General features: G+C 36.9%; 18 protein-coding genes and 9 tRNA genes. 22 read left to right on the top strand and 5 right to left on the bottom strand.

Annotated elements, in window-relative coordinates; all coding sequences use genetic code 11:
- Positions 1–12: 12 nt before the first annotated feature.
- The 3 genes from H5R88_RS07935 to H5R88_RS07945 form a co-directional block, all read right to left on the bottom strand.
- A complete protein-coding gene (locus tag H5R88_RS07935) occupies positions 13–867 on the bottom strand; it encodes a patatin-like phospholipase family protein (RefSeq protein ID WP_182578900.1) in 855 nt (284 codons plus the stop codon).
- A gap of 913 nt (positions 868–1,780) precedes the next feature.
- A complete protein-coding gene (xerS, locus tag H5R88_RS07940) occupies positions 1,781–2,869 on the bottom strand; it encodes a tyrosine recombinase XerS (RefSeq protein WP_182600744.1) in 1,089 nt (362 codons plus the stop codon).
- Between the two features lie 80 nt (positions 2,870–2,949).
- A tRNA-Pro gene (locus tag H5R88_RS07945) sits at positions 2,950–3,023 on the bottom strand.
- Between the two features lie 112 nt (positions 3,024–3,135).
- Here H5R88_RS07945 and H5R88_RS07950 point away from each other — a divergent pair.
- The 22 genes from H5R88_RS07950 (at position 3,136) to H5R88_RS08055 (ending at position 14,765) form a co-directional block, all read left to right on the top strand.
- Positions 3,136–3,795: a DNA alkylation repair protein gene (locus H5R88_RS07950; protein ID WP_182600745.1), complete on the top strand. Its 660-nt coding sequence runs from the start codon at positions 3,136–3,138 to the stop codon at positions 3,793–3,795.
- Positions 3,796–3,907: 112 nt separating this feature from the next.
- Positions 3,908–4,354, top strand: a complete 447-nt coding sequence (gene fabZ, locus H5R88_RS07955; protein ID WP_182600746.1) for a 3-hydroxyacyl-ACP dehydratase FabZ — start codon at positions 3,908–3,910, stop codon at positions 4,352–4,354.
- An 85-nt stretch (positions 4,355–4,439) separates the two neighbouring features.
- Positions 4,440–4,886, top strand: coding sequence for a MarR family winged helix-turn-helix transcriptional regulator (locus H5R88_RS07960; RefSeq protein WP_182578904.1), 447 nt, complete (start codon positions 4,440–4,442; stop codon positions 4,884–4,886).
- An 18-nt stretch (positions 4,887–4,904) separates the two neighbouring features.
- Positions 4,905–5,879, top strand: coding sequence for a beta-ketoacyl-ACP synthase III (locus H5R88_RS07965; RefSeq protein WP_182578905.1), 975 nt, complete (start codon positions 4,905–4,907; stop codon positions 5,877–5,879).
- Between the two features lie 31 nt (positions 5,880–5,910).
- On the top strand, positions 5,911–6,153 hold the full coding sequence (acpP, locus tag H5R88_RS07970; RefSeq protein WP_182578906.1) for an acyl carrier protein: 243 nt from the start codon (positions 5,911–5,913) through the stop codon (positions 6,151–6,153).
- Positions 6,153–7,103 (top strand): ACP S-malonyltransferase, encoded by a 951-nt coding sequence (locus H5R88_RS07975; protein ID WP_182600747.1) that lies wholly within the window; start codon positions 6,153–6,155, stop codon positions 7,101–7,103. The genes acpP and H5R88_RS07975 overlap by 1 nt, the downstream gene beginning before the upstream one ends.
- Positions 7,087–7,821, top strand: coding sequence for a 3-oxoacyl-ACP reductase family protein (locus H5R88_RS07980; protein WP_182578908.1), 735 nt, complete (start codon positions 7,087–7,089; stop codon positions 7,819–7,821). The genes H5R88_RS07975 and H5R88_RS07980 overlap by 17 nt, the downstream gene beginning before the upstream one ends.
- Positions 7,822–7,830: 9 nt before the next feature.
- The gene (gene fabF / locus H5R88_RS07985) at positions 7,831–9,063 is read left to right on the top strand and encodes a beta-ketoacyl-ACP synthase II (protein ID WP_182600748.1); all 1,233 of its coding nucleotides are present in this window, start codon (positions 7,831–7,833) and stop codon (positions 9,061–9,063) included.
- Between the two features lie 6 nt (positions 9,064–9,069).
- A complete protein-coding gene (locus tag H5R88_RS07990; RefSeq protein ID WP_182600749.1) occupies positions 9,070–9,510 on the top strand; it encodes an acetyl-CoA carboxylase biotin carboxyl carrier protein in 441 nt (146 codons plus the stop codon).
- 4 nt (positions 9,511–9,514) lie between these two features.
- Positions 9,515–9,949, top strand: coding sequence for a 3-hydroxyacyl-ACP dehydratase FabZ (fabZ, locus tag H5R88_RS07995; protein WP_182578911.1), 435 nt, complete (start codon positions 9,515–9,517; stop codon positions 9,947–9,949).
- Positions 9,950–9,957: 8 nt separating this feature from the next.
- The gene (accC, locus tag H5R88_RS08000; protein ID WP_182578912.1) at positions 9,958–11,328 is read left to right on the top strand and encodes an acetyl-CoA carboxylase biotin carboxylase subunit; all 1,371 of its coding nucleotides are present in this window, start codon (positions 9,958–9,960) and stop codon (positions 11,326–11,328) included.
- A complete protein-coding gene (gene accD / locus H5R88_RS08005; RefSeq protein WP_182578913.1) occupies positions 11,325–12,173 on the top strand; it encodes an acetyl-CoA carboxylase, carboxyltransferase subunit beta in 849 nt (282 codons plus the stop codon). The genes accC and accD overlap by 4 nt, the downstream gene beginning before the upstream one ends.
- Positions 12,166–12,942 carry an acetyl-CoA carboxylase carboxyltransferase subunit alpha gene (gene accA / locus H5R88_RS08010; RefSeq protein ID WP_182600750.1) on the top strand — a complete coding sequence of 259 codons (777 nt, stop codon included), beginning with the start codon at positions 12,166–12,168 and terminating at the stop codon, positions 12,940–12,942. Before accD ends, accA begins: the two co-directional genes overlap by 8 nt.
- Positions 12,943–12,952: 10 nt before the next feature.
- Positions 12,953–13,717, top strand: coding sequence for an enoyl-ACP reductase FabI (fabI, locus tag H5R88_RS08015; RefSeq protein WP_182600751.1), 765 nt, complete (start codon positions 12,953–12,955; stop codon positions 13,715–13,717).
- A 180-nt stretch (positions 13,718–13,897) separates the two neighbouring features.
- Positions 13,898–13,969: transfer RNA gene (locus tag H5R88_RS08020), tRNA-Glu, on the top strand.
- Positions 13,970–13,974: 5 nt separating this feature from the next.
- A tRNA-Gly gene (locus tag H5R88_RS08025) sits at positions 13,975–14,046 on the top strand.
- A 15-nt stretch (positions 14,047–14,061) separates the two neighbouring features.
- Positions 14,062–14,147 (top strand) — tRNA-Leu (locus tag H5R88_RS08030).
- Between the two features lie 6 nt (positions 14,148–14,153).
- A tRNA-Pro gene (locus tag H5R88_RS08035) sits at positions 14,154–14,227 on the top strand.
- A gap of 198 nt (positions 14,228–14,425) precedes the next feature.
- A tRNA-Gly gene (locus H5R88_RS08040) sits at positions 14,426–14,496 on the top strand.
- Between the two features lie 13 nt (positions 14,497–14,509).
- Positions 14,510–14,581 (top strand) — tRNA-Glu (locus H5R88_RS08045).
- Between the two features lie 5 nt (positions 14,582–14,586).
- Positions 14,587–14,659, top strand: a tRNA-Val gene (locus H5R88_RS08050).
- Positions 14,660–14,693: 34 nt separating this feature from the next.
- A tRNA-Gln gene (locus H5R88_RS08055) sits at positions 14,694–14,765 on the top strand.
- Between the two features lie 117 nt (positions 14,766–14,882).
- On the opposite strand, the gene H5R88_RS08060 is transcribed toward H5R88_RS08055, so the two are convergent.
- Both H5R88_RS08060 and H5R88_RS08065 read right to left on the bottom strand, forming a co-directional pair.
- Entirely contained in the window at positions 14,883–15,236 is a 354-nt protein-coding gene (locus H5R88_RS08060; RefSeq protein WP_182578916.1) for a hypothetical protein, read from the bottom strand.
- 131 nt (positions 15,237–15,367) lie between these two features.
- A complete protein-coding gene (locus tag H5R88_RS08065; protein WP_182600752.1) occupies positions 15,368–16,015 on the bottom strand; it encodes a DsbA family oxidoreductase in 648 nt (215 codons plus the stop codon).
- Between the last annotated feature and the right edge of the window lie 241 nt (positions 16,016–16,256).

Below are 16,256 nucleotides of genomic sequence, written 5' to 3' on the forward strand. Positions count from 1 at the left end.
TTTCTTCCTTTACTATTGGGCCAGATAATCAACTAAACTAGGGATTATTTTTTCTCCTTCTTTCCGACCGGTTTCATAAAGAGCCCGAATCTTCTTAATATTTCCTTCAATCCGCTTAATCTTAATTGGTTTAGAGGGAGCAATATTAAAGATTCTTCCTTCACGCGCTAAGCGATTAATCTCAGCAATCTGTTGGTTGTAGAGGAGGGGACGATTAATCCCCGCTTTAGCAAATTCAGGATACTCTTTATACACCATGTCGTATAACTTCTTTACAGCAGAACTGGATGGCTTCTTTCGGTAGTTAACATCTCTGGTCCGGACAACAACAATCTTGTCATAACCTTGTTGTTGTGCAATATCAAATGGAATTGAATCTGCAATCCCACCATCAAGGCACGGTCCTTGGGATGTTTCCTGTGGGTCTGAAAGAAATGGCATCGATGAAGAAGCTTTAAGGGCATTTGTAAGTTCGTTGCCCACTGGATCTGTAAATAAGACGGTCTTCCCGGTTTTCACAGAAGTAGCAACTGCAGTAAAATGGGATGCTGATCGACGGTAGGCCGCTTCATTAAAATTCTGCCAGGAATATCCGTGATCTTCAAAAAGGTAATCTAGATTAATTATTTGCTTCTTAAATACACGAGCCATTGAAATATATTGACGATCATGCCGGTGCTTAATATTAATATTGGCAGCGCGCCCATATTGCTTGGAAACAAAATTAACCCCACAAAGTGAACCCGCAGATACACCAATTACACTTTGAAATTCAATATGGTGAGCGAGAAATGTATCAACGATTCCGGCAGTATACTGTCCACGGAATGCGCCACCTTCTAAAACTAATGCTGCATTATATAACATAAACTGAAATAACTCCTTTTTGCTCACTAAAGTTAACTAAAATGACCTAATTTTTAGTGAGACACTTTTTCAATAAAATTATACAACAGTCTTGCATGAAAATATAGAATTTTAAAAGCTTATTATATCAATGTTTATCGTTGCTATCAGTAAGACTCTTTTATCAAAAGAGTCTTACTGATTTAAAAATAAAACTAAAATAAGGGATAAACACAAATTTCTTTCTGAGAGGAAATGAAATTATAATTAATGGGTAGTAGATCATTACGATTTGTCTCAGGAGGAAAATATAGCTAAGTGGATCAAATAGTTTTTACTAGCGGCATTTATTCAGTCGAAGCATAATCAAAGATATTTGTTTAAAACTACAATTGTCCCAATTAAGAACTATTAAATATGACTTTAAAGTATATTGTTTAATATTTGATAAACATTAATAGGTAACATCAACAATAGTTTTGATATAGCTGCCGACAATACAGTTATCGAACATAAGCGAGCCGATTTTATGGTAGTGCATTCGCCTAAATCACAAATACTCGATGAATTTAAAACGTTAATAATAAAGGAAACTGAATATTTTATAAAATTGTTTATTTCAGATAAAAGAAATGACCTTACCGTAATTTAATTTCGTAACGGCAAGGTCATTTAATTGTTATTATTTAATATGTAAATTTGGTAACGCTAACTGTTATTAACTTAATGCAATTGTTGTAAGACTTTGCGACAGTAATAACAGTGAATTTGCCCATTTTTATCAGCTAATCGGTGAGCATGAAGCGCCGAAAACGTATAATGCTCATGGCAAAAAGGACAAATGTATTGTCTTTTCCCAAATAGTGAAGTAATAAAACCCAAAATTTTCTCCTCCAAAAAAATCATACACTATTTATTATTATAACGAAAATTATTATGAACGGAAAGGGTAAATTTGTTTATCGCTCGATTTGCTAATTTGGTTGAGAGCATCACGTTGCTGTTTCTGGTCAACATGAGTATATAAATCGGTAGCAGAGGTTCCTTTTTGTCCTAATTGTTGGGCTACAAGTACTTGATCTTTTGTTACCTCATACATTTCAGATGCAAGAGTATGGCGTAGTTTGTGGGGGGTAAGGGGGTGTCCAAATGCGGTTGAATACTTTTTAACCATTTTTTCAATTGCATTAGCCGTCATCCGCCGGGTTTGCTTGTGATAAATGGTTAGGAAGAAAGCAGTATCCTTTTTTAAGGCATGATATCGCTGGGCACGAATCTCTTGGTAGGCTTGGATATAAGGAATAGCCCAAGGTGCAATTGGTACGGAATCCCTTTGTCCACCTTTTCTTGTTACATCAAGTAACGATTGCTTTAAGTTTAAGTCTCCGAGGTTTACGTTTGCTGCCTCAGAGACTCGGACCCCTGTTCCTAAAATAAGCGCAATAATTGCGATATCTCGTTCTTTGTTTACTTTATAAGAGGGGAGGGCTCTTTTATCACACTTATTAGGATACTCTTTTTCAATAAAGGTGATGAAATCAAACTTCATTTGTCCCCGATACATGTGCGAAGCCAGTGTGTGCGCCCGATAGTTTAATGTTTTTGTATCATTAAGGGAGTCGATTTTCAGCATTACATTACGGTCAAAATAAGGCTCACCATTATTATTATCGGCAGTGACTGTTAAAAATTTATATAAAGATCTTAATGCATTAATGGATCGGTTAATTGAAGTAGGGGAATTTAATCGCCCTTGTGCATTGGTAGTGTGTTGAAGGTAATCAATATATAGCATTACATCGCTACGTCGTAAATTAGCCAGCGTATTGATTGGTAAATCCTTATTAGAATTAACAGATACAAGTCCACTTGACCGTAACCAATCAAAGAATCTTCTGATTTCAGTTAAGTACTGATAAGTTGTTGTAACTGCATGATTAGTTCCGAGATAGTATTCATTAACATAATCAGGAAGGTTTGTTAATTCTTCTTGAATTAATTTTAAATATTTATCAGCTTCCATTTTACTACTTCTCCTATAATTTTTTGCTATACTAAAAAAGTCGCATGAAAGGAAGATACTTTCAACGACTGGAAAACTTATCGGGAAAACAGGATTCGAACCTGCGACCCCCTGGTCCCAAACCAGGTGCTCTACCAAGCTGAGCTATTTCCCGTTAATATTAATAACAGAAAACATTTTATCAACTTTAAGCTAAATAGTAAAGTTAGATCTTGAATATTTTTAATTCAGGATAACTAATAAAAATAATTAATAAAGAGGAAAATATGAACTATCAATTACTTACGCAAAAATTTGAACAAAAGCAAAATCCAGTTCGTGCTCGTCAGATGGAAAAGTATCTCCGTAACCAATTTATATGTTACGGAATTCAAAGTAAAGAACGAAGAACAATTTATCACCAAAAAATACTAGCTGATAAAAAGAAACCTAATATTGATTGGCAACTATTAGATGCTGCTTGGGGAGATAATCACCGTGAACAACAATATTTTGTTTGTGATTATTTAATTGCACTTAAACAGTTTCTTAGCTATAAAGATATAGTAAAGATTGAAAAATATGTTCGAAGCAAACAATGGTGGGATACTACTGATAGTTTAATTAATCCAATTAGTTATATTGGCCTTCAAGATCATCATGTTGACCAACTGATGTTGAAGTGGTCACTAGATTCAGATAAATGGGTACGGAGAGTGGCGATTGAGTACCAACTTTTACGTAAAGAACGGACTAATACGCAACTATTAGAACAAATCATTATTAATAATCTTGATGGTCAAAAAGAATTCTTTATTGATAAGGCAATTGGATGGGTGCTTCGTGACTTTTCTAAAACTGATCCCAACTGGGTTAAAAATTTTATTCAACTTCACCATAATACGCTCTCAAAGCTCTCGCTTAGGGAAGCAAGTAAGTATTTATAAATAAAAGTAAGAAAAATTGAAAATAGTTTGACAATCAAAATACTTTTTAATATAATTTGACTATCGAATATTTTGATACTCGAAATTTTTTGTGAAAGCAGGTGAATCTTTTTTGGCAATAATGACTGCTCAGGAAATTATGGAACTGATTCCTAATCGATATCCAATTTGTTATATAGATTATGTAGATGAACTAATTCCGGAAAAGAAAATTACCGCAACAAAAAATGTTACTATTAATGAATCATTTTTTCGTGGTCATTTCCCTCATAATCCAGTTATGCCAGGTGTGTTGATTATTGAAACATTGGCTCAGGCTGCTTCAATTCTCATATTAAAATCACCACGTTTTTATAAAAAAACAGCATATCTCGGTGCAATTCATAAGGCAAAATTTCGACGAATGGTTCGCCCCGGTGATGTTCTTAAATTAAATGTTACCATGAAAAAAGTCCGATCATCAATGGGAATTGTTGAAACACAAGCACTTATTGATAATAAAGTTGCTTGTAGTGCTGAACTTACTTTTATTGTAGCTGATCGAGATAAAAAGATTTAGCATGACTAATCATTATCATTTATAATATATTTTGATAATCAAATTATTCGAATCGGGGAATAAAATTGAAAGGAAGAAATGTATTATGAATAAAGATAATGATTATGAAAAAATAAATAAGGGGTTAATTAAAGCCTATTCAGGTATTGCATGGATTGAAGAAAACGAATTAAGAAAAAGTACATTTAATGATTTAACAATTAAGGAAATGCATGCGATTGATGCAATTACAATGTACAATCATCAAACAATTTCTCAAGTTGCAGAGAAACTTCATTTGACTCCCGGAACGATGACGTCGATGGCAGATCGACTCATCCGCAAAGGATATGTTGAAAGAATTCGTGATAAAGCGGATCGGCGAATTGTGCGTCTCCAACTAACCAAACGCGGTCGGGTATTGTATCGTGCTCACCGAGCTTTCCATAACATGATGGTAGAACGATTCCTTCAGGGAATGAATGATGAAGAAATGAAGATAGTAAAAAAGGCTCTCCAAAACCTAGAAGATTTTGTTAACGAGCATGCTTAAAAAGGATTGATATACACATTGCAGAACTTAAAAATTATTAGTACTGCAAGCTACCATCCCCCATATGTTGTTACTAATCAGCAATTGTCAACAATGATGGATACTTCTGATGAGTGGATACGAACTCGAACAGGAATCCGTCAACGCTATATTAGTAAAAATGAAAATACCTCTGATTTAGCACTTCATGTTGGTAAACAGTTACTGTCCCAAGCAAACATTCAAGCGTCAGCAATAGATTTAATTATTGTGGCCACAATGTCTCCGGATGCTTACACACCATCAACCGCAGCAATTCTTCAGGGAAAGTTAGGTGCGGATAAAGCGGTGGCATTTGATATTTCAGCTGCCTGTACCGGCTTTATTTACGCCTTAAATACGGCTGAAATGATGTTAAAGAGTTCAAATTGGCAAACCGCAATGGTGATTGGTGCGGAGGTCTTATCAAAGCTGCTTGATTGGAATGATCGTTCGACTGCAGTTTTATTCGGCGATGGTGCTGGTGGAGTTTTACTACAAAAAAGGGAAGAGACAGTCCCATTGATTTTGGCCCGAGATTTACGAACGTATGGTAAGATGGCGGATAAGATTGTGGCCGGATCTACGATTGTGGGTAAAACATTTCCTAAACAGGTCACTTCACTTTCACCATTTAAAATGTCGGGACGTGAAGTATATCGTTTTGCAACGCATGAAGTTCCGACTTCAATTATGTCGGCGGTTAATAAAGCACATTTGCAATTAAATAAGATTGATTACTTTTTATTGCATCAAGCTAATCAACGAATAATAGAACAAATTGCTAAAAGGCTAGATCAACCGTTAAACAAGTTTCCTGTAAATATCAATGAATATGGGAATACAGCTGCTGCTAGTGAACCAATTTTATTTTCTCAGGCGATTGCAAAAGGCTTAATACACCCGGGGAATATCATTGCTTTAAGTGGCTTTGGTGGTGGCTTAAGTGCTGGCACAATAATATTAAAATACTAAAAAGAATAATAAAGAGAAAGAAGATTTAATAATGACTAAAGAAGAAATTTTTAATGCTGTAAAGACTATTACTGTGGATGAATTAGATGTTGATGAAGATCGTGTAACAATGGATGCACGAATCAAAGATGATCTTGATGCTGATAGTCTCGATGTTTTTGAAATTATGAATGAACTCGAAGACAAATTCGATATTGAATTAGATGCTGATGAAAGTATCAAAACCGTTGGTGATGTTGTTAATTTTGTAAAGAAACAAATGGATGAAAAATAATGCGCTACGGAATATTATTTAGCGGTCAAGGTGCACAGCGATCGGGAATGGGAGTCGAGCTTATGGCCGACTCTCTTTTTTCAAGAATTGTTAATCAGGCGAGTGAGTTTAGTAACCTTGATCTGCTCAAAATTATGAAAAATGAGCATAATGAGTTAAACAAGACACAATATGTTCAACCTGCACTAGTAACGGTTAGCTATGGGATTTTCAAAATGTTAAAACGAGATCTTCCTGACTTTCCAATTGCCGGAATGATCGGCCTTTCTTTAGGAGAATATGCGGCGTTACTTGCTAGTGGTGCACTCCCATTTAATGAAGGAATACGATTAGTGACTGACCGTGCAAAATTTATGCAAGAGGATGCTGACAAAGAAGATACTACCCTAGCTGCAATTTTAAACCCACAAATTTCGGCAATTGAAGAATTGATTCAAAAGGAACAAAAACAGGGAAAAAGAATCTATATTGCTAACTATAATTCTCCACGACAGATTGTCATCGGTGGATCTATACCAGATTTACAAGAAATTGTTGCAAAACTCCAAAAGGAAAGCCTTGCAAAAAAATCTGTAATCCTCAAAGTGAATGGAGCCTTCCACACACCATTTTTTGATGGTGCACGGCAGAAAATGCATACTCGTTTACAGGAGGTACATTTTCAAAAATCGCAAACCCCCGTCATTAGTAATACTATTAATGGGCCATTTACCGTAAATAATTTATCCATGATTCTTGAACGACAATTGGCAGTGCCAACTCATTTTGGTGATAACCTTCAGTATCTTGTTAAGAACGAAAAAGTTAATGCAACCTTAGAAATAGGACCGGGAAAAACCTTAACACGATTCGCTCACCAAGTTGGCCATCAGTTAAAAGAAAGTCACATTGCAAATCTTGACGATTATAAAAAATTCGTAAAGGAGCAACAAGATGGAATTAAAAAATAAAGTTGTCTTTATAACTGGGAGTACACGTGGTATCGGTGCAGCGATAGCATTGGAATTCGCTAAGGCTGGTAGTCGGTTAATCCTTAACGGACGACAAACTGAATTACCAACAGAATTAAAAAGTCAATTAACGGCAATTAATGCCGATTTCCAATACCTTGCTGGTGATATTGCAGATGAAAATTCAGTTAAGAAACTGGGAAGTGAAGCCTGGAAAGCATATAACGGAATTGATATTTTGGTTAATAACGCGGGAATTACTAACGATAAATTAATGATGGGAATGAAGACTAGCGACTTTGATAGCGTGATTAATGTTAATTTACGTGGAAGTTTTATGGTAACACAGCCGATTTTCAGAAAAATGTTAAAAAATCGTTCAGGATGTATTATTAATCTTGCTAGTGTTGTAGGTATTCATGGAAATATGGGTCAGGCTAATTATGCAGCAAGTAAGGCCGGAATAATTGGCCTGACCAAGACAGTCGCGCAGGAAGGTGCTCTACGTGGTATCCGTTGTAATGCAATTGCGCCTGGGATGATTAATAGTGATATGACTGCTGGTCTCTCTGAGCGAGTTAAAGAGCAAATTCTTAATCGTATTCCCCTTCATCGCCTAGGAGAGCCAAACAATATTGCTAAAACCGCTAAATTTATAGCTGAAAATGACTATTTAACAGGTCAAACAATTGTAGTTGATGGTGGAATGACAATTTAGGAGGATAAAATGGCAAGAGTTGTAATAACCGGAATGGGTGCAATTGCACCAAATGGTAATGGTGTACGTAATTTTATCGATAATAGTTTTAACGGTAAGGTTGGTATTAAAAAAATTAGTAAATTTGATGCAAGTGAAACTGGTATTACGGTAGCTGGTGAAATTGATGATTTCGATCCTAAGGAAGTAATTGGTAAAAAAGCTGCTCGACGAATGGATCTTTATTCCCAATACGCATTACAAAGTGCGATAGAAGCAATGGAAATGGCCGATGTTAATGAAAACAATACCCATCCAGAAGACATTGGTGTTATCTACGGATCCGGAATTGGTGGTTTAACTACTATTCAAGAACAAATCATAAAAATGCATGAAAAAGGGCCCAAACGGGTATCTCCAATGTTTGTCCCCATGTCAATCGCAAATATGGCGGCAGGAAATATTTCTATTCATTTTAATACACAAAATATTTGTACATCAATTGTAACTGCCTGTGCAACAGGTACTAATTCAATCGGTGAAGCTTTTCGCCAGATTAAAGAAGGTCGCGCCAAAGTGATGATTGCGGGAGGATCAGAAGCATCGGTTAACGAAATTGGAATTGCTGGTTTTGCTGCCTTGACGGCTTTATCCACGGCTACTGATCCACAAAAGGCATCCCTTCCATTTGACAAGGAACGTCGTGGCTTTGTTTTAGGCGAAGGAGGAGCAACATTAGTTTTAGAAGATCTTGAGCATGCTCAACAACGAGGTGCCAAAATTCTGGGTGAAGTTGTGGGGTATGGAACTACTTCAGATGCTTATCATATTACATCCCCTGATCCAACCGGTGCAGGTGCAGCTAAAGCAATGCAGTTAGCGATTGATGAGGCTGGGATTGCTCCAGGTGATGTTTCATATATTAATGCCCATGGAACGGCAACTCATGCTAATGATGAAGGCGAAGCAAAAGCAATTAATAAAGTTTTTGGTGAAGATAGCAATGTTCGTGTTAGCTCAACCAAAGGGATGACAGGCCATTTACTAGGGGCAGCAGGAGCAATTGAAGCAGTTTTAACAGTAGCGGCTCTCCAAAAAGGAAAATTACCGATGAATATAGGTTGTTTCAATCAAGATCCTAATTGCTCAGTTAACTTAGTAACGGAAAAAAATCAAAATGCATTAGATGCTCATTATGCTCTTAGTAATTCTTTTGGCTTTGGTGGTCATAATGCAGTTTTAGCATTTAAAAAATGGGAGTGATTTTACTTGGAATTTAAGGAAATTCAAGCATTGATGCAAAGTTTTAAAGATTCTGATATTCGCGAACTCGAAATAACTCAGGATTCTTTTCAACTTTATTTAAGTAAAAATAAACAAACACATAAACTTTCAAGCTCAGTTAATAAAGTTGAAAATGATCAACATAATCAGCCAGCGGAAGAGAAACCAAAGAAAAAGACTGTGCCTACGAAAGATATTACCGCTCCATTAGTAGGAACCATTTACCTTCAACCTAAACCGGATGAAGCTCCTTATGTTAAAAATGGAAGTCACATAAAAAAGGGGGATGTAGTGTGCGTCATTGAAGCAATGAAAATGATGACAGAGATTAAAAGCCCCTTTGATGGCACGGTCACTGCAATTCACGTAAGTAATGAGGAATTAGTAGAAGTTGAACAACCACTATTCTCAATTGAGGAGGATTAAGATAATGCCTAATAAAACTTTAGATATAACGGAGATTCAGCAAATTCTTCCCCATCGTTATCCAATGTTACTAATTGATCAAGTTGATGAATTAATTCCCGGTGAAAAAGCAGTTGCCCGGCGGAATGTAACGATTAACGAAGAGGTTTTTAATGGGCACTTCCCTAATAATCCTGTTTTACCAGGAGCGCTAATTGTTGAATCATTAGCCCAAACCGGAGCTGTAGCGTTACTATCTCAAGAAGATTTTAAAGGTAAAACAGCCTATTTCGGCGGAATCCGCTCAGCTGAATTTAGAAAAGTCGTTCGTCCTGGTGATTCATTAAGATTAGAGGTTAATTTAGAAAAAGTACGGAAAAATATTGGAATCGGTAAAGGAATTGCAACCGTCAATGGAAAAAAAGTTTGTACAGCCGAATTAACCTTTATGATTGGGTAGGTGATTCAATGTTTTCAAAAGTATTGGTAGCAAATCGGGGTGAAATTGCAGTACGCATAATTCGCTCATTACGTGAATTAGGAATTAAATCCGTTGCTATTTATTCAACCGCTGATCGTGAAAGCTTACATGTTCAATTGGCTGATGAAGCGGTATGTGTTGGAACAGCACGGGCCCAAGATTCATACCTAAATGCTAAAAATATCTTAGAGGCTGCTCTTGGGACTGGTGCTCAAGCAATTCATCCCGGCTTTGGTTTTTTATCAGAAAACGCTGAATTTGCCACAATGTGTGAGGAATGTGGAATTACTTTTATTGGTCCCCAAGCATCAGTTATTGACTTAATGGGAAATAAAGAGCATGCTCGAGAACAAATGAAAAAATCAGGCGTGCCTGTAATTCCCGGGAGCGACGATTATATTACCGATGTTAACGAGGCAGTTGAGGTTGCAAACAAAATTGGGTACCCAATTTTGTTAAAAGCAGCTGCTGGTGGTGGCGGCAAAGGGATACGACGAATTAATGATAGTCACCAAATGCGACAAATATTTAGTGAAGCACAAAACGAAGCTCGTTTCTCATTTAATGACGACCGAATGTACCTTGAAAAAATTATGGAAAATGTTAAACATATTGAGGTCCAAGTATTTCGCGATAATTTTGGTAATGCTGTGTTCTTTCCTGAACGTGACTGCTCTATTCAACGAAATAGGCAAAAAGTGATTGAAGAAAGTCCATGTGTCCTAGTAAATGAGCAAGAGCGAAAAGAATTAGGGCAAATCGCCATGCGAGCAATTAACTCGATTAACTACCATAATACAGGAACAATAGAATTTTTAATGGACAAGGATCATCATTTTTACTTTATGGAAATGAACACCCGTATTCAAGTCGAACACACAGTGACGGAAATGGTAACTGGGATTGACTTAGTGAAAGCACAAGTAATTGTTGCTGCTAATAACCCGCTCCCCTTCACTCAACAGGATATTCAGGTTCGTGGACATGCCATTGAGTGTCGAATAAATGCGGAAGATCCTAGACAAAACTTCATGCCAATAACTGGAACGATTAATTACTTGTATCTTCCAGTAGGTAATTTGGGGATGCGAATTGATACTGCTATTTATCCAGGCAGCAAGATTACTCCATATTATGATTCGATGATCGCTAAGGTAATTGCCCTTGGTCATAATCGCCAAGAAGCCGTTGAAAAAATTAAACGCCTTTTAAATGAAATGGTGATTACGGGTGTAACAACAAATCAAAATTTCCATTTAGCAATTCTAAACAATCCTAAATTTCTGGCAGGAACAGCTTCAACAACGTTTCTTGAAGACTCCTTCTTGCCACAGTGGAAGAAGGGGCTGACAGCGTGAAATTATATGATCAAAATAATACTTTAAGTGAACGTCATATCAAAGCAGATAAAAATGCCGATGAGAAAGTTCCCGATCAAATGTGGCTGAAATGTCCACAATGTCATCAATTACTATTTGCTAAGCAGCTAACTGAATATGCTGTTTGCCCTAACTGTGACTATGGGTTACGGATAAGTGCCCGCCATCGACTTTCATGGTTAGTAGATTCTTTTAAAGAGTTTGATAGCACTCTCCAAACAAAGGATCCGTTACAATTTCCTGGGTACCAAGAAAAAATAAGGAAACTTCAAAGGCAAACTAAGCTGAATGACTCAGTCTTAACAGGTGAGGCTTCAATTAATGATCAGCTATTTTCATTAGGAATTATGGACCCAACCTTTATTATGGGATCACTAGGAACCGTTACAGGCGAAAAGATAACGCGCTTATTTGAATATGCGACGACCCATCGCCAGGCAGTAGTTTTATTTACGGCTTCAGGAGGGGCCCGGATGCAAGAAGGGATTATGTCATTAATGCAGATGGCCAAGATTTCGCAAGCAATAAATGAGCACTCTGCGGCAGGTCTTTTATACATTGTTGTGTTAACTGATCCAACAACAGGTGGGGTCACAGCTAGTTTTGCGATGGACGGAGATATTATTCTAGCAGAGCCCCATGCACTAGTTGGTTTTGCTGGCCGACGCGTTATTGAACAGACGATTCATCAACAAATTCCTGACGATCTCCAATCAGCTGAAAACATTCTGAATCATGGATTTATTGATCGAATTGTAAAACGTCAAGATGAAAAGAAGCTTCTTGAATGGCTATTAAGAACAGGGAGCGTTGCTAATGAATAAACAATTATCTGCAAGCGAGATTGTTAAACGTGCGCGAAGTGATAATAAAATTACGGGGATGGAGATTATCCAAAATATTTTCCCAGATTTTATTGAGTTACACGGCGATCGAGTTGGTGGGGATGATCCGGCAATAGTCGGTGGACTTGCTACTTTCCATCATCAAGCCGTTACCATCATTACCACTGATCGTGGAAAAACAACAGGTGAGAAGCTAAAAAAACATTTTGGCTCACCAATGCCTAGCGGTTATCGCAAGGCGCTTCGCCTAGTTAAGCAGGCAGCTAAATTTAAGCGACCAGTATTCTGTTTTGTTAATACTGCGGGAGCGTTTCCCAGCAAAGAAGCAGAAGAAAATGGGCAGGGAAGTGCAATTGCACAAAATATTTTACAAATAAGTCAGCTTGCCATTCCGATTATCACGGTTATTTATGGTGAAGGTGGTAGCGGAGGAGCGTTGGCATTAGCGTGTGGTGATGAAGTATGGATGTTAGAAAATAGCACTTATTCTATTTTATCTCCTGAGGGTTTCGCTTCTATCATATGGAAAGATAGCACTAAAGCAGATAAAGCTGCAGAATTAATGAAAATGGTACCTCAAGCGTTATTAAACCAAAGGATTATCGAAGGGATTATTCCAGAAAGTGAAGACCACCGCAAAGTCTGTAGAGATATCGAGCAAGTGTTACTAAGACGATTAAACAAACTGCAAGAATTATCGCCAAATCAACTTTTAGCAAATAGAAAAAAACGTTACCGCGAATTTTAAGGAGGATAAAATGGGAAATATATTAACAGGTAAAAAGATAGTTGTAATGGGAGTGGCTAATAAACGGTCTATTGCATGGGGATGTGCTCAAATGATGGCCGAACAAGGTGCACAAATTATTTATACTTATCAGAACCCAAGGATAAAAAAGAGCCTACAACGGTTAGTAGATGATGAAAATCAATTAGTTGAATGTGATGTAGCGGACGATGAAAGTGTTGAACAAGCCTTTACAACTATTAAAGAACGCTTTGCAAAAGTAGACGGAATCGTCCATGCAATTGCTTTTGCAAAAAAGGAGGAATTAGCCGGCTCAATTCTTGGAGCCAGTCGCAAGGGTTATGCAATTGCCCAAGATATTTCATCTTATTCCCTTATTGCTGTCACCAAGGTTGCCGAGAAGTTGAACCTATTAAATACACCTGCAAGTATTGTTACCTTAACTTATTTTGGCTCTGAACGTGCCATCCCTAACTATAATGTAATGGGGATTGCTAAGGCAGCTCTAGAAGCTAGTGTTCGTTATTTAGCACGTGATTTAGGAGAAAACCGAATTCGTGTTAATGCCATCTCTGCTGGAGCAGTTAAGACATTAGCAGTTACTGGTATTAAAGGCCATGATGAGCTCTTAAAGATGTCCCAGGCAAGAACCGTTGACGGAGAAGATGTGACTATTAGCGAAATTGGGAATGTCTGTGCGTTCTTAATGAGTGACTTATCAACAGGAGTTACAGGCGATACTATTTATGTTGATAAGGGAGTGCACTTGATCTAAGTATATGAATTTGAAAGACTGAGAAATTAGATTTTTCAGTCTTTTTGCTGTCTCTTAAAAGCAAAAATTGATAATAGCAAGAACTTTTTTAGAAAAAACTAAAAAAGTTCTTGCTATTTTATAGATCAGTTGTTATTATTAATAACGTTGTGAAAGATGAGTTTTTAATATGTAAAAAATGACCCGTTAGTCAAGTGGTTAAGACACCAGCCTTTCACGCTGGTATCGTGGGTTCAAATCCCGCACGGGTCACTTTTGCGGAAGTAGTTCAGTGGTAGAACATCACCTTGCCATGGTGGGGGTCGCGGGTTCGAATCCCGTCTTCCGCTTAGCCAGTTCATTATGCCGGGGTGGCGGAATTGGCAGACGCACAGGACTTAAAATCCTGCGGTTAGTGATAACCGTACCGGTTCGATCCCGGTCCTCGGCACTATTTCGGGAAATAGCTCAGCTTGGTAGAGCACCTGGTTTGGGACCAGGGGGTCGCAGGTTCGAATCCTGTTTTCCCGATCTGGCTAAGCATCTAAGAAAATTATTTCTTAGATGCTTTTTTTGTTGTTAAAATCGTAGAGCCCTAGAATTTAGTTCTTAATTCATAACATACAATACAGGAGTAAATACCAATTATTTTTTTGGGAACTAAACTTTTCCCAAAAAAGTATTGCTTTTTATCGAATAACTTGATAATATTATATTTGTCGCTGATATGCGGGTATAGTTCAGTGGTAAAACCACAGCCTTCCAAGCTGTTGTCGCGAGTTCGATTCTCGTTACCCGCTTTTAATTAAAAATGACCCGTTAGTCAAGTGGTTAAGACACCAGCCTTTCACGCTGGTATCGTGGGTTCAAATCCCGCACGGGTCACTTTTGGAGGATTAGCTCAGTTGGGAGAGCATCTGCCTTACAAGCAGGGGGTCACAGGTTCGAGCCCTGTATCCTCCATTAGTAACTGTAAAGTTGCTATACAATATAGTATTGGGCTATAGCCAAGCGGTAAGGCAACGGTTTTTGGTACCGTCATGCGCTGGTTCGAATCCAGCTAGCCCAATTAGTTAAAACAGTAAGTAAAATTGCTTGCTGTTTTTTGTTTTTTAAATTAAAAAGAAACAACCTAATGTAGGCTAAAAGTAAACCTCATTAGATTGTCCAATAACTAGTATAATTTTTATTCGCGCCGTAACATAATATGCCAAACAAAGAAGCCGACTCCGATAATTAAAGCCAACCATGCCCATAATTGCAATGGAAGATAGATCTTACACGTTAACAAGCCTAAAATCCAGCTGATTAACATCATCGATAATCCAGCAATATCACCGCCTAAACCATCAATACCACAAGTAGCGATATAGACAATTCCAGAAGCAAGGTATAACAGTGCAACGATTAATTCAGCTGTTCCGGCGTAAATATGAATTGCAGCATTAGAATTTCCAAATCCACTTATAAGCGATTGAACAAATATAATAATAGCTAGCACAATCATAATAATTCCTACAACAAGTTTTGTTACCTTCATTTTAAGGACCTCCTCAAGCTTTATTCTACCCGGATGATTAGAATTTATAAAGAATTACAGTTTTTCTTTTGTAAATAGAGCAGGGGAAATGAAAAAGCAAACCAGAAATTATCTTCTGATTTGCTTGAATCCTATTTAGCTGGATTATTTACTTTTTTCAGAGCTTCTAAAAATACTTCATAAGGTTGCGCACCAGTAATTGAATATTTATTATTAATTACAAACAGCGGTGCACTTGGCATACCAATCATAAATGCGCGCCGTTCATTTTTTCGAACTTCATCTTCATACTGATTAGATTCAAGAATTTTTTTAATATCAGTCGCGGGTAAGCCAATTTCAACCATTGCATTAGTTAAAACATCATAATCAGCAATTGATTCATTATCATTAAAATAAAGCTGATAAAGACGTTTAACAGCTTTATTAAGTAATGCTTGATTATTTAAACTCTCAATGTATTTTATTAAGCGATGAGCAGCCAATGTATTAACAGGAATCGCATTTTCCATCTTAATTGGTAAATCAATATCGGCAGCAAGTTGATCAATTTTTTGTATTTGTGTAATAGCTTCTTGCTTAGTTAGTTGATGAGTTTTTGCATAATATTCTGTCATTGATAAATCAGTTGTTGTTGGCAACGTTGGATCTAGTTGAAATGACATAAATTTTAATGGTGTCTGATCGGCAATCTTTAATTCCTTAAGTGCCCGTTGTAATTGTGTAATTCCCATATAGCAGTATGGGCACGCGATATCAGCCCAGTATTGAATTTCCATAGATGGATCGCTCCTTATAAATATATATTTAAGTTAATCTAACCATAAAATAAGCAAAGTTGCTAGTGAATACGTAAAGAGGGAATGATTTATTTTAAAATTAACCTGTCATTAAAATTATAGTTTTAATGCGACTGAATTTATAATTTCCTCCTGAATACCTATTTTTAGCTTTTTTAAAAGAATTTATTCAATACTTTTTTACTTTAAACTAACACTTTGGGTTTGCGTTTTAAAATAT

Origin of the sequence: Limosilactobacillus agrestis (assembly GCF_014145585.1) — a bacterium.
Taxonomy (GTDB): domain Bacteria; phylum Bacillota; class Bacilli; order Lactobacillales; family Lactobacillaceae; genus Limosilactobacillus; species Limosilactobacillus agrestis.

Excerpts from the sequence above, each read along its gene's own strand:
- H5R88_RS07935 (WP_182578900.1), bottom strand. The coding sequence starts at position 867 with ATGTTATATAATGCAGCATTAGTTTTAGAAGGTGGCGCATTCCGTGGA.
- xerS (WP_182600744.1), bottom strand. The coding sequence starts at position 2,869 with ATGGAAGCTGATAAATATTTAAAATTAATTCAAGAAGAATTAACAAAC.
- H5R88_RS07950 (WP_182600745.1), top strand. The coding sequence starts at position 3,136 with ATGAACTATCAATTACTTACGCAAAAATTTGAACAAAAGCAAAATCCA.
- H5R88_RS07960 (WP_182578904.1), top strand. The coding sequence starts at position 4,440 with ATGAATAAAGATAATGATTATGAAAAAATAAATAAGGGGTTAATTAAA.
- acpP (WP_182578906.1), top strand. The coding sequence starts at position 5,911 with ATGACTAAAGAAGAAATTTTTAATGCTGTAAAGACTATTACTGTGGAT.
- H5R88_RS07975 (WP_182600747.1), top strand. The coding sequence starts at position 6,153 with ATGCGCTACGGAATATTATTTAGCGGTCAAGGTGCACAGCGATCGGGA.
- H5R88_RS07980 (WP_182578908.1), top strand. The coding sequence starts at position 7,087 with ATGGAATTAAAAAATAAAGTTGTCTTTATAACTGGGAGTACACGTGGT.
- fabF (WP_182600748.1), top strand. The coding sequence starts at position 7,831 with ATGGCAAGAGTTGTAATAACCGGAATGGGTGCAATTGCACCAAATGGT.
- fabZ (WP_182578911.1), top strand. The coding sequence starts at position 9,515 with ATGCCTAATAAAACTTTAGATATAACGGAGATTCAGCAAATTCTTCCC.
- accC (WP_182578912.1), top strand. The coding sequence starts at position 9,958 with ATGTTTTCAAAAGTATTGGTAGCAAATCGGGGTGAAATTGCAGTACGC.
- accA (WP_182600750.1), top strand. The coding sequence starts at position 12,166 with ATGAATAAACAATTATCTGCAAGCGAGATTGTTAAACGTGCGCGAAGT.
- fabI (WP_182600751.1), top strand. The coding sequence starts at position 12,953 with ATGGGAAATATATTAACAGGTAAAAAGATAGTTGTAATGGGAGTGGCT.
- H5R88_RS08060 (WP_182578916.1), bottom strand. The coding sequence starts at position 15,236 with ATGAAGGTAACAAAACTTGTTGTAGGAATTATTATGATTGTGCTAGCT.
- H5R88_RS08065 (WP_182600752.1), bottom strand. The coding sequence starts at position 16,015 with ATGGAAATTCAATACTGGGCTGATATCGCGTGCCCATACTGCTATATG.